Origin of the sequence: Pseudomonas sp. NPDC087336, assembly GCF_044744285.1 — a bacterium.
Taxonomy (GTDB): Bacteria; Pseudomonadota; Gammaproteobacteria; order Pseudomonadales; family Pseudomonadaceae; genus Aquipseudomonas.
On record NZ_JBIUYA010000015.1, the window covers coordinates 130,485 to 144,631 of the forward strand.

2 protein-coding genes are annotated in these 14,147 nt (G+C 63.7%); both read left to right on the top strand.

Going from position 1 to position 14,147, the window contains the following annotated elements:
* Positions 1–29: 29 nt before the first annotated feature.
* Positions 30–13,025, top strand: a complete 12,996-nt coding sequence (locus tag ACIO0C_RS17065) for a non-ribosomal peptide synthetase (RefSeq protein ID WP_401313938.1) — start codon at positions 30–32, stop codon at positions 13,023–13,025.
* A gap of 206 nt (positions 13,026–13,231) precedes the next feature.
* Positions 13,232–14,044 carry an alpha/beta fold hydrolase gene (locus ACIO0C_RS17070; protein WP_401313940.1) on the top strand — a complete coding sequence of 271 codons (813 nt, stop codon included), beginning with the start codon at positions 13,232–13,234 and terminating at the stop codon, positions 14,042–14,044.
* Positions 14,045–14,147 lie beyond the last annotated feature (103 nt).

Below are 14,147 nucleotides of genomic sequence, written 5' to 3' on the forward strand. Positions count from 1 at the left end.
TTGCAAGCCGAATTCAGGCAGGAAACCTCATGACCGACGCGTTCGAACTCCCCAGCACACTGGTCCAAGCCCTCCAGCGCCGCGCGGCCCTGACGCCGGATCGGGTGGCCTTGCGTTTTCTCGCCGAAACCCAGGACCAGGCTGTGGTGCTCAGTTATCGCGAGCTGGATCAGCGGGCCCGAACGATTGCCGGCGCGCTGCAGGCCGAGGCCGTTTTTGGCGATCGCGCGGTCTTGCTGTTTCCCAGTGGGCCGGATTATGTCGCGGCATTTTTCGGTTGCCTGTATGCCGGGGTGATCGCGGTGCCGGCCTATCCGCCGGAGTCGGCGCGCCGGCATCACCAGGAGCGCCTGCTGTCGATCATCGGCGATGCCGAGCCGCGCCTGCTGCTGACCAGTGCCGGCCTGCGCGATTCGCTCCTGCAAATCGAAGGCGCGCCGCCGCTGCTGTGCGTTGATACCCTCGACAGCGCCCACGCCGAACGCTGGGTCGCGCCGAACCTGGCAGGCGATGACATCGCCTTCCTGCAATACACCTCCGGTTCCACCGCATTACCTAAAGGTGTGCAGGTCAGCCACGGCAATCTGGTGGCCAACGAATCGCTGATCCGCCACGGTTTCGGCATCGATCTGAACCCCGACGACGTGATCGTCAGCTGGCTGCCGCTGTACCACGACATGGGCCTGATCGGTGGCCTGTTGCAGCCGATTTTCAGTGGCGTGCCGTGCGTGTTGATGTCGCCGGCGTATTTCCTCGGTCGGCCGTTGCGCTGGCTCGAAGCGATCAGTGAATACGGCGGGACTATTAGCGGCGGGCCGGATTTTGCCTATCGCCTGTGCAGCGAACGGGCCAGTGAGTCGGCCCTGGAGCGCCTCGACCTGAGCGGCTGGCGCGTGGCGTATTCCGGGTCGGAACCGATTCGTCTCGACACCTTGGAACGCTTCGCCGAGAAGTTCGCCACCTGCGGTTTCAGCGAAGACAGTTTCATGGCCTCCTACGGTCTGGCGGAAGCCACGCTGTTCGTTGCCGGTACGCCGCGCGGCCAGGGCATCGGCAACCTGCGAGTGGACGATCAGGCCCTGGCGCAAAACCGTGCCGAAGCCGGCGAGGGCAGCGCGATCATGAGCTGCGGCATCAGCCAGCCGGAGCACGCAGTGCTGATCATCGACCCGGCATCGCTCAACGAACTGGCGGACAACGCGGTCGGCGAAGTCTGGGCCAGCGGCCCGAGCATCGCCCACGGTTACTGGCGCAATCCGGAGGCCTCGGCCAAGACCTTCGTCCAGCATGCCGGCAAAACATGGCTGCGTACCGGTGACCTGGGCTTCATGCGCGACGGTGAGCTGTTCATCACCGGGCGCCTGAAAGACATGTTGATCGTGCGCGGGCACAACCTTTATCCACAGGACATCGAGCAGACCGTCGAGCGTGAAGTGGAAGTGGTGCGCAAAGGGCGCGTTGCGGCCTTTGCGGTGAATATCGACGGTCAGGAAGGCATCGGTATCGCCGCGGAAATCAGCCGCAGCGTGCAAAAAATCCTGCCGCCCGAGGCCTTGATCAAGGCCATCCGCCAAGCTGTGGCCGAGGCCTATCAGGAAGCACCGAGCGTGGTGGTGCTGCTCAATCCGGGCGCCTTGCCCAAGACTTCCAGCGGCAAATTGCAACGCTCGGCGTGTCGCAATCGCCTGGCGGATGGCAGCCTCGACAGTTATGCAGTCTTCCCTTCGGCGGTCACAGAAAACGCAGGCAACAGCGAGTCCGCCTCGGAGCTGCAAAGCCTGATCGGCCAGATCTGGTGCGAGCAATTGCAGGTCAAGCAGGTCGCTGCCGACGATCACTTCTTCCTGCTGGGCGGTAACTCCATCGCGGCCACGCAAGTGGTGGCGCGTCTACGCGAACAACTCGGCCTGGAGCTGAACCTGCGCCTGCTGTTCGAAGCGCCGACCCTGGGCGCGTTCGCCGACGTGGTGGCGCGGCAACAGCAGGACGGAGGTCTGGCCCAAGGCGCGATCAGCACGCTGTCGCGCACCCAGGCCATGCCGCAATCCCTGGCGCAAAATCGCCTGTGGATCACCTGGCAACTCGACCCGCAGAGCAGCGCCTACAACATCCCCGGCGCCTTGCGCCTGCGCGGCGAACTGGACGAAGACGCCCTGCGCGCAAGTTTCCAGCAGTTGATCGAGCGCCACGAATCCCTGCGCACGCGTTTCTTCGAGCGTAACGGAGTGGCGTTGCAGCAGGTCGATGCGGCCGCTGAATTCAATCTGCAATGCATCGACATCAGCGATTTGCCGATGGCCGAGCGTGAAGTCCGGGCGCAACAAATCCGCGAGGACGAAGCGTGCACTCAGTTCGACCTGGAGAAAGGTCCGTTGCTCTGGGTGACGCTGGTGCGCCTCGACGACGAAGATCACCAGTTGCTGGTAACGCTGCACCACATCATCGCTGACGGCTGGTCGATGAATGTGTTGATCGACGAATTTTCCCGGCTGTACGCGGCGGCGACCCAAGGACAACAGGCTACGCTTGCGCCACTGCCGACCCAGTACGCCGACTACGGCAGCTGGCAGCGCCAATGGCTGGCGCAAGGGGAGGGCGAGCGCCAACTGGCGTACTGGAAGGCGCAGTTGGGCGAGGAGCATCCAACCCTGAGTTTGGCCAGCGACCACCCGCGCTCGGCGCAACAGTTGCACAGCGCTGCCCGCCACACCGTGCGCCTGGGGGCGGACTTGAGCGATGCCATTCGCCAAACCGCCCAGGCGCATCAAGCCACGCCGTACATGCTGTTGCTGGCCGCGTTCCAGAGCCTGTTGCATCGCTACAGCGGTGCGCGCGACATCCGCATCGGCGTGCCCAACGCCAACCGTCCGCGCCTGGAAACCCAAGGCCTGATCGGCTTCTTCATCAACACCCAGGTGCTGCGCGCCGAAGTGGATTCGCGCCTGCCATTCGTTGAGCTGTTGGCGCAAACCCGGCAGGCCGCGTTGGGCGCACAGGCGCATCAGGACCTGCCGTTCGAGCAACTGCTCGAGGCCTTCCCGCAGGCCCGTGAACAAGGCCTGTTCCAGGTCATGTTCAACCACCAGCAACGGGATTTCAGCGCCTTGAAACGCTTGCCAGGGCTGCTCGCCGAAGAGCTGCCGTGGCACAGTCGCGAGGCCAAGTTCGACCTGCAGTTGCACAGCGAAGAAGACCGCAACGGGCGCTTGAGCCTGTCCTTCGACTACGCCAGCGAGCTGTTCGATACCGCGACCATCGAGCGTCTGGCCGAGCATTACCGCAACCTGTTGCGCGCCATCAGTGAGCAACCGCAAACCGCCATCGGCGAGCTGCCACTGCTGACCGCAACTGAAATAAATCAGCAAGCCGAGTGGGCCGTTGCACCTTGCCCGCCCGCCAGCCAATGGCTGCCGGAATTGCTCAGCCAACAGGCACGCCAGACCCCGGAACGCACCGCGCTGCTGTGGGACGGCGGTAGCCTCGATTTCGCCGAGCTGCACACCCAGGCCAATCGCCTGGCCCATTACCTACGGGACAAAGGCGTCGGCCCGGATGTCTGCGTGGCCATTGCTTGCGAGCGTTCGCCGCAACTGCTGATCGGCCTGCTGGCGATCATCAAGGCCGGTGGCGCTTATGTGCCGCTCGATCCGGATTACCCGGCCGAACGCCTGGCCTACATGCTCAGCGACAGCAAGGTCGATTTGCTGCTGACCCAAACCCAGCTGCTCGATCGCCTGCCGGCCAGCGAGGGCGTAAGCGTCATCGCCATGGATGCACTGCATTTGGAGAGTTGGCCAAGCCACACGCCGGGCCTGCACCTGCACGGCGACAACCTGGCCTACGTGATCTACACCTCCGGCTCGACCGGGCAACCGAAAGGCGTCGGCAACACCCACGCGGCCCTCGCCGAACGTCTGCAATGGATGCAGGACACTTACCGCCTGAATGAAACCGATGTGCTGATGCAGAAGGCGCCGATCAGTTTCGACGTGTCGGTGTGGGAGTGCTTCTGGCCGCTGATCACCGGGGCCCGGCTGCTGCTTGCCGGGCCGGGTGAACACCGCGATCCGCATCGCATCGCGCAGTTGGTCCAAGCGTACGGGGTGACCACGCTGCACTTCGTGCCGCCATTGCTGGCGTTGTTCATCGACGAACCGCTCAGCGCCGAATGCACCAGCCTGCGTCGGCTGTTCTGCGGTGGCGAAGCGCTGCCGGCCGAGCTGCGCAACCGCGTACTGCAGCAACTGCCGGCCGTGCAGTTGCACAACCGCTACGGCCCGACCGAAACCGCGATCAACGTGACCCATTGGCACTGCTCCCGTGCCGATGGCGAGCGCTCGCCGATTGGCCGGCCGCTGGGCAACGTGATCTGCCGCGTACTCGACAGTGATCTGAATCCCGTACCGGCCGGTGTGCCGGGTGAACTGTGCATCAGCGGCATCGGCCTGGCCCGTGGTTACTTGGGCCGCCCGGGCCTGACCGCCGAGCGTTTTGTGGTCGATCCGCTGGGCGAGCAGGGAGGGCGTCTGTACCGCACCGGTGACCGTGCGCGCTGGACCGCCGATGGTGTGATCGAATACCTGGGACGTCTCGATCAGCAGGTCAAGCTGCGCGGCTTCCGTGTCGAACCGGAAGAAATCGAAGCGCGGCTGTTGGCGCAAGTCGGCGTCACCCAAGCCGTGGTGCTGGTCCGCGAAACGTCAGCCGGTGGTCAGTTGATCGGTTACTACACTGCTGATTCCACTGAATCCGAAGAAGCCCAAAGCACTCGCCTGAAAAACGCGCTGACGGCCGAACTGCCGGAATACATGGTTCCGGCACAACTGATGCGCCTGGAGCAAATGCCCCTCAGCCCGAGCGGTAAACTCGACCGCCGGGCCTTGCCGGAGCCCCAGTGGCAGGTGCGTGAACACGTGGCGCCGGTAACTGCATTGGAGCAGCAGATCGCCGGCATCTGGCGTCAGATGTTGGGCGTTGAACAAGTCGGCCTGCGCGATGACTTCTTCGCCCTCGGCGGCCATTCGCTGCTGGCCACGCAAATCATTTCCCGCACGCGCCAGGCCTGCGACGTCGAGTTGCCGCTGCGCGCGCTGTTCGAACACAGTGAGCTCGGTGCGTTTGCCGAACGGGTGCGCCTGATCCAGGCCAGCGGCCGTACCAACGAACAGCCGCCGATTGCCAAGGTCGACCGCAGCCAAGCGGTGCCGCTGTCCTATTCCCAGCAGCGCATGTGGTTCCTCTGGCAGATGGAGCCGGACAGCCCGGCCTACAACGTCGGCGGTATGGCGCGCTTGCGTGGGGTGCTGGATGTCGAGCGTTTCGAGGCCGCGTTGCAGGCCTTGATCATGCGTCACGAAACCCTGCGCACCACTTTCCCGAGCGTCGATGGCGTCGCGCGCCAGCAGGTGCACGCCGAGACAGGTGTGTGCATGGACTGCAAGGATTTCACCGCGCTGGATGCCGATGGCCGCGAGTGGCAAGTGCAGCAACTGGCCGACGATGAGGCGCACAAACCCTTCGATCTGGAAACCGGACCGCTGCTGCGCGCCTGCCTGGTCAAGACCGCCGAGCAGGAACATTACCTGGTGTTGACCCTGCACCACATCGTCACCGAGGGCTGGGCGATGGACATCTTTGCCCGGGAACTCAGTGCGCTGTACGAAGCCTTCGTCGAGGATCGCGAATCACCGCTGGCACCGTTGCCGGTGCAGTACCTGGATTACAGCGTCTGGCAGCGCCAATGGCTGGAGTCCGGTGAACGCCAGCGCCAGCTCGACTACTGGACGGCGCAACTGGGCCGCGAGCATCCGCTGCTGGAATTGCCGGCCGACCGTCCACGTCCACCGGTGCAAAGCCACCAGGGTGAGTTGTACCGTTTCGACCTCAGCGATGACCTGGCGGCACGGGTGCGCGCCTTCAATGCGCAAAACGGTTTGACCCTGTTCATGACCATGACCGCCGCCCTGGCCACGTTGCTGTATCGCTATAGCGGCCAGACCGACCTGCGCATCGGCGCGCCGGTGGCCAACCGGATTCGCCCGGAAAGCGAAGGGCTGATCGGCGCGTTCCTCAACACCCAGGTGCTGCGTTGCCAGCTCGATGGGCAGATGTCCGTCGGCGAGTTGTTCGAGCAGGTTCGTCACACCGTGATCGAGGGCCAGTCCCATCAGGATCTGCCGTTCGATCATCTGGTGGAAGCCTTGCAGCCACCGCGCAGCGCCGCCTACAACCCGCTGTTCCAGGTGATGTGCAACGTGCAGCGCTGGGAGTTCCAGCAGAGCCGCACCCTGGCCGGCATGACCGTGCAATACCTGGCCAACGATGCCCGCGCGACGAAGTTCGACCTCAACCTGGAAGTCACCGACCTCGATCATCGCCTCGGTTGCTGCCTGACCTACAGCACCGATCTGTTCGACGAGCCGCGCATTGCGCGCATGGCCGCCCATTGGCGCAACCTGCTGGAGGCGCTGATTGCCGATCCGCAGCAGCGCCTCAGTGAGTTGCCCTTGCTCGAAGCCGGCGAACAACAACAGCTGCTCGACAGCCTTGGCGTCGAGCCGGGCGAGCATCGACTCGACCAGTGCATCCATCAGCTGTTCAGCGAACAGGCGCTGGCGCGACCCGATGCGCCAGCACTGACCTTTGCCGGGCAAACCCTGAGCTACGCCGAACTCGACAGCCGCGCCAATCGCCTGGCCTGGATGCTGCGCGAGCGCGGTGTCGGCCCACAGGTGCGGGTGGGCCTGGCGCTGGAGCGGTCGCTGGAGATGGTCGTCGGTCTGCTGGCGATCCTCAAGGCCGGTGGCGCCTACGTGCCGCTGGACCCGGAATACCCGCTGGATCGCTTACACTACATGATCGAGGACAGCGGCGTCGGTTTGTTGCTCAGTGACGCGGCGATGTTCCAGGCCCTTGGCGATTTGCCCGTGGGCGTCGGCCGCTGGTGCCTGGAGGAAGATACGGCGGCGCTGGCCAATTATCCGCTGGCCGAACTGCCATGCATCAGCCTGCCACAACATCAGGCGTACCTGATCTACACCTCGGGTTCCACCGGTAAACCGAAAGGCGTGGTGGTGTCCCACGGCGAAATCGCCATGCATTGCCGCGCCGTGATCGAACGTTTCGCCATGCGCCCGGACGACTGCGAGTTGCACTTCTATTCGATCAACTTCGACGCCGCCACCGAACGCCTGTTGGTGCCGCTGTTGAGCGGTGCCCAGGTTGTGCTGCGTGCCCAGGGCCAATGGGATGCGCAAGAGATCTGCGGGCTGATCCGTCGCCACCACATCAACATCCTCGGCTTCACCCCGAGCTACGGCAGCCAGTTGGCGCAGTGGCTGGCGACGCAAAGCGCAACCCTGCCGGTGCGCATGATCATCACCGGCGGCGAGGCGCTGACCGGTGAACACCTGGCGCGTATTCGTGCGGCGTTTAATCCGAACCTGTTCTTCAATGCCTACGGCCCGACGGAAACCGTGGTCATGCCCCTGGCCAGCCTGGCTCCCGAGGTGTTGGAAGAAGGCGTCGGCAGCGTACCGATCGGCAGCGTGATCGGTGATCGCGTGGCGTACATTCTCGATGCCGACCTGGCATTGGTGCCGCAGGGCGCGACCGGCGAGTTGTACGTCGGTGGTGCCGGCCTGGCCCAGGGGTATCACCAGCGTGCGGGGATGACCGCGGAGCGTTTTGTTGCCGATCCATTTGCGGGCAACGGTGGGCGTATCTACCGTACCGGCGACCTGGTGCGCCAGCGCGCCGATGGCCTGGTGGAGTACCTGGGGCGTATCGACCATCAAGTGAAGATTCGCGGTTTCCGCATCGAACTGGGCGAAATCGAAACCCGATTGCTGGAGCATGAATCGGTGCGTGAAGCGGTGGTGTTGGCGCTCGATGCTCCGAGCGGCAAGCAGCTGGTCGGCTATCTGGTCACGGACGTTGCCGAACAGGACCCGTCGCAACAAACCGCCCTGCGTGAATCACTCAAGTCGCACCTCAAGTCCCAGCTGCCGGATTACATGGTGCCCACGCACCTGATCCTGCTGGCGAGCATGCCGCTGACCGCCAACGGCAAACTCGACCGCCGCGCACTGCCGGCGCCAGACCCGGAGCTGAACCGCCAGCAGTATGTGGCGCCGAGCAACGAGCTGGAGCTGACGTTGGCGCAGATCTGGTGCGAAGTGCTGAACGTCGAACAGGTCGGGCTCAACGATAACTTCTTCGAGCTCGGTGGCGACTCGATCCTGTCGATTCAGGTGGTCAGTCGCGCGCGTCAGCAGGGCATTCACTTCAGCCCCCGCGACCTGTTCCAGCACCAGACCGTGCAGACCCTCGCCGCCGTGGCGACCCGCACCGAGCAGGTGACCGCCGAGCAAGGCTTGCTCAGCGGTGAGTCGCGCCTGACGCCGATCCAGCACTGGTTCTTCGACACCGCCATTCCCCAGCGCCAACACTGGAACCAGGCGTTGCTGCTGCAACCGAGCGAGGTCCTGGAACCCCATCGCCTGGAACAAGCGCTGCTGGCGGTGATTGAACAGCACGATGCGTTGCGCTTGCGTTTCAGCCAGGTGGGCAGTCAATGGCAGGCAAAGCACCAGGCGCTTTCCGAGATGCCGGTACTGTGGCAAGTCCGCGTCTCGTCCATGGACAAGTGCACCGCCCTGTTCGCCGACGCCCAGTGCAGCCTCGATCTCGAAGAGGGGCCGTTGCTGCGCGTGTTGCTGGTCGATGGTCCCCAGGGTCAGCAACGCTTGTTCATTGCGATTCACCACCTGGTGATCGACGGCGTTTCATGGCGCGTGCTGCTGGACGATTTGCAAAACGTCTATCGCCAACTCGACGCGCAACAGCCGGTGAAACTGCCGGCCAAGACCAGCGCCTTCAAGGATTGGGCCGCCCGCTTGCAGGCCTATGCCGGCAGCGAATCCCTGCGTGAAGAACTGGGCTGGTGGCAGGCGCAATTGGCCGGGCCGAGCGCCGAATTGCCTTGCGATCGGCCGGAAGGTGGTCGTCAGCATCGTCATGCGCAAACCGTCAGCGTGCGCCTCGACAGCGAGCGCACCCGGCAATTGCTGCAACAGGCGCCGAGTGCTTATCGCACCCAGGTCAACGACCTGCTGCTGACCGCATTGGCCCGTGTGTTGTGCCGTTGGAGCGGTCACGAATCGGCGCTGGTTCAACTCGAAGGCCATGGCCGCGAGGCGCTGTTCGACGAAATTGACCTGACCCGCACCGTCGGCTGGTTCACCAGCGCCTACCCGCTGCGCCTGACACCCTCGAACATCGAGGAGGCGGCCGGGCAGGGCGCCTCGATCAAGGCGATCAAGGAGCAACTGCGTGCCGTGCCGCACAAAGGGCTGGGGTATGGCGTGCTGCGTTATCTGGCGGATGAGCCGAGCCGTCAGCGCATGGCCGAGCTGCCAGCGGCGCCGATCACCTTCAACTACCTGGGTCAGTTCGACCAGAGCTTTGCAGCCGATGCGCTGTTTCATCCGCTGGATGAAGCCATCGGCGCGGCCCACGATGCGCGGGCACCGTTGCCTAATGAATTGAGCGTCGACAGTCAGGTCTACGGCGGCGAACTGGTGCTGCGCTGGACCTTCAGCGCCGAACGTTATGCCCCCCAGACCATCAGCGAGCTGGCCGATGCCTACCTGGGCGAATTGTGCAGCCTGATCGAGCACTGCCTGCGTGATGACGCGGGCGGCCTGACGCCGTCGGACTTCCCGCTGGCGAAACTGAACCAGGCGCAACTGGATGTGCTGCCGATTCCAGCGGCGCAGATCGAAGACGTCTACCCGTTGACGCCGATGCAGGAAGGCATGCTGCTGCACACCCTGCTGGAACCGGGCACGGGCCTGTACTACATGCAGGATCGCTACCGCATCAACAGCGAACTCGATGCGCAACGTTTCGCCCAGGCCTGGCAAACGGTGATCGCCCGTCACGAAGCCTTGCGCGCCTCGTTCTGCTGGAATGTCGGTGAAGACATGCTGCAGGTTATCCACAAGCCGGGCAGCCCGCCGATCGAGTACCTGGACTGGAGCGAGATCGCTGCCGCCGAGCAGGAGCCGAAGCTGCAAGCCTTGCTCAAGTCCGAACGCGAGGCGGGGTTCGATCTGCTCAACCAGGCACCGTTCCACCTGCGCTTGATCCGGGTGGGGGCGGCGCGGTACTGGTTCATGATGAGCAACCACCACATCCTGATCGATGCCTGGTGCCGTTCGTTGCTGATGAACGACTTCTTCGAGATCTACACTGCCCTCGGCGAAGGCCGGGAAGCGCAGTTGGCCGTACCGCCGCGTTACCGCGACTATATCGCCTGGTTGCAACACCAGAGCCTGGCTGAAGCGCGGCAGTGGTGGAAAACCAATCTGCAAGGTTTTGAGCGGACCACGCCGATCCCGAGCGACCGGCCGTTCCTGCGCGAACATGCCGGCGACAGCGGCGGCATGTTCGTCGGCGACCGCTACACCCGCCTCGATGCCCGTGACGGTGCGCGGCTGCGTGAACTGGCCCAGGCGCACCAGCTGACCATCAACACCTTTGCCCAGGCGGCGTGGGCCCTGGTATTGCGCCGGTTGAGCGGCGATCGCGACGTGCTGTTCGGGGTGACGGTGGCCGGACGTCCGGTCGAGATGCCAGAGATGCAACGCACCGTCGGCCTGTTCATCAACAGCATCGCGCTGCGGGTGAAAATGCCTGACGACGATCAACGTTGCAGCGTGCGCCAATGGCTGAGCGCTTTGCTCGACAGCAACATGCAACTGCGTGAGTACGAGTACCTGCCGCTGGTGAGCATTCAGGAAAACAGCGAACTGCCCAAGGGCCAGCCGCTGTTCGACAGCCTGTTCGTGTTCGAGAACGCCCCGGTGGAAGTCTCGGTGCTGGACCGTGCGCAAAGTCTGAATGCGACCTCGGATTCGGGCCGCACCCACACCAACTTCCCACTGACGGCGGTGTGTTATCCAGGGGATGACCTGGGCTTGCACCTGTCCTATGACCAGCGTTATTTCGATGAGTCCACCGTCGAGCGCATGCTCGGCGAGTTCAAGCGGTTGCTGCTGGCGCTGGTCGAAGGCTTCCATGGCGACATGGCAGACCTGCCGCTGCTGGGTGCGCAGGAGCAGGACTTCCTGATCCACGGCTGCAACCAGAGCGAACACGTTTATCCCCTGGAGCAGAGTTACGTCGCATTGTTTGAAGCGCAAGTGGCGGCGCATCCGCAGCGCATCGCCGCCAGTTGCCTGGATCAGCACTACAGCTACCTTGAGTTGAACCAGCGCAGTAACCGCCTTGGCCATGCGCTGATTGCCGCTGGCGTCGGGCTGGATCAACCGGTGGCGCTGCTGGCCGAACGCAACCTCGATTTGCTCGGCATGATCATCGGCAGCTTCAAGGCCGGTGCCGGTTATCTGCCGCTGGACCCAGGGCTGCCGAGCCAGCGCTTGAGTCGCATCATCGACTTGAGCCGCACGCCGTTGCTGCTGTGCACACGTGCCTGTCACGCGCAAGCGCTGGCGTTGCTGGATGAGTTCGGTTGCGCCAGTCGGCCGCGCTTGCTGGTGTGGGAAGACGTGCAGGCGAGCGATGTCTCGGTGGCCAATCCGGGCATCCACAGCGGGCCGGACAACCTGGCCTACGTGATCTACACCTCCGGCTCCACCGGTTTGCCCAAGGGCGTGATGGTCGAACAGCGCGGCATGCTCAATAACCAGTTGAGCAAGGTGCCGTACCTGAGCTTGGGCGAGGCTGACGTGATTGCCCAGACCGCTTCGCAAAGCTTCGATATTTCGGTCTGGCAATTCCTCGCCGCGCCGTTGTTCGGCGCGCGGGTGGACATCGTGCCGAACAGCATCGCCCACGACCCGCAGGGCTTGCTGGCACACGTACAAAGCCAGGGCATCACCGTGCTGGAAAGTGTGCCGTCGCTGATCCAGGGCATGCTCGCCCAGGAACGCATGAGCCTCGATGGCCTGCGCTGGATGCTGCCGACGGGTGAGGCGATGCCGCCGGAATTGGCGCATCAATGGCTGCTGCGTTACCCGCAGATCGGGCTGGTGAATGCCTATGGCCCGGCGGAATGCTCGGATGACGTGGCGTTCTTCCGCGTCGACATGGCCTCCACCCGCGGCAGCTACTTGCCGATCGGTACGCCGACCGACAACAACCGCCTGTACCTGCTCGACGGCGCGCTGGAACTGGTGCCGCTGGGTGCGGTGGGCGAGTTGTGCGTGGCTGGCACCGGGGTCGGGCGTGGTTACGTCAGCGATCCGTTGCGCACGGCCCAGGTGTTTGTGCCAAACCCGTTCGGTGCACCGGGCGATCGCCTGTATCGCACCGGCGACCTGGCCCGCCGTCGCAGTGACGGCGTGCTGGAATACGTCGGGCGTATCGACCATCAGGTGAAGATCCGCGGTTACCGCATCGAACTGGGTGAAATCGAAGCGCGCCTGCATGAACAGCCGCAAGTCCGCGACGCGGCGGTCGGTGTGCAGGAAGGGGTCAATGGCAAGCATCTGGTGGGCTACCTGGTGGCGGCGGATGCAACGCTCGATCCGGCGGAACGACTAGAGCGCATCAAGCAACGCCTGCGCGCCGAGCTGCCGGAATACATGGTGCCGCTGCACTGGCTGTGGCTCGACGGGATGCCGCTCAACGCCAACGGCAAACTGGACCGCAAGGCCCTGCCGACGCTGGAGATCGGTCATTTGCAAAGCCAGGACTACCAGGCGCCGCGCAACGACCTGGAGCAGACGTTGGCGGATATCTGGGCCGAGGTGCTGAAGGTCGAGAAAGTCGGCATCCGCGACAACTTCTTCGAACTGGGCGGGCATTCGCTGCTGGCCACGCAGATCGCCTCGCGGGTGCAGAAAACCCTGCAGCGCGATGTGCCGTTGCGGGCGATGTTCGAATGCAGCACGGTGGAGGAATTGGCCGGGTATATCGACGGATTGGCGGCCAACGATATCACCGAGGAGAAGGTGGATCGGTTGAATGATTTGATGGCGGAGTTGGAGGGGCTTTGATTCTCCAGTGTCTGTGCCGACCCCAATCGCTGGCAAGCCAGCTCCCACAGGTTAGTGGGTGAACACATAACATGTGAACACCACAAAACACTGTAGGAGCTGGCTTGCCAGCGAAGGGGCCGGTACGCACGCATACAATCGTGTGATTGACGGCAAACCGTCAGCCGCTCAATCTTGCGGCTCCATTTTCAAACGGAGCCACTGCGATGCCCTTCGTAACCATCGACGGACAACCCCTCCACTACATCGATCAAGGCACTGGCCCAGCCGTCCTGCTGGCCGGCAGCTACCTGTGGGACCAGGCCATGTGGGCACCGCAGATTGCCGTATTGTCGCAACAATATCGGGTGATCGCCCTGGACCTGTGGGGCCACGGTGAATCTGGACCGCTGCCTGCCAGTACAACCTCGCTGGATGACATCGCACGCCAGGCCTTGGCCCTGCTCGATCACCTGGACATCGATCGCGTGACCCTGGTCGGCCTGTCGGTGGGTGGCATGTGGGGTGTGCGTCTGGCGCTGTCGGCACCGCAACGGCTCAACGGTCTGGTGCTGATGGACACCTTCGTGGGTGTGGAGCCGGAACCGACTCGGCAGTACTACTTTTCGCTGTTCAAGATGATTGAAGAGACCGGCGTCATTTCAGCGCAATTGCTGGATATCGTGGTGCCGATCTTCTTCCGTCCGGGCATCGATCCGCAGTCCGCGCTTTATCAGGAATTTCGCGTCAAACTCGCCGCGCTGCCGCCTGAGCGGCTGCGTGAAAGCATTGTGCCGATGGGGCGAATCACCTTTGGCCGGGATGATTTGCTGCCGCGCCTGGGCGAATTGAACGCCGCGACCACGTTGCTGATGTGTGGTGATCAGGACAAGCCACGTCCGCCCAGCGAAACGATTGAAATGGCCGGGTTGATCGGATGCCCGTATGTGCTGGTGCCGGAGGCGGGGCATATTTCCAATCTGGAGAATCCGGGGTTTGTCACCGAGGCGTTGCTCGAGTTTTTAGCCCAGAGAAATTAGAGGATCGTTCCCACGCTCTGCGTGGGAATGCCTCTTCGGACGCTCTGCGTTCGGCTGTTGAAGGGACGCGGAGCGTCCCGGGCTGCATTCCCACGCAGAGCGT

Excerpts from the sequence above, each read along its gene's own strand:
- ACIO0C_RS17070 (WP_401313940.1), top strand. The coding sequence starts at position 13,232 with ATGCCCTTCGTAACCATCGACGGACAACCCCTCCACTACATCGATCAA.
- ACIO0C_RS17065 (WP_401313938.1), top strand. The coding sequence starts at position 30 with ATGACCGACGCGTTCGAACTCCCCAGCACACTGGTCCAAGCCCTCCAG.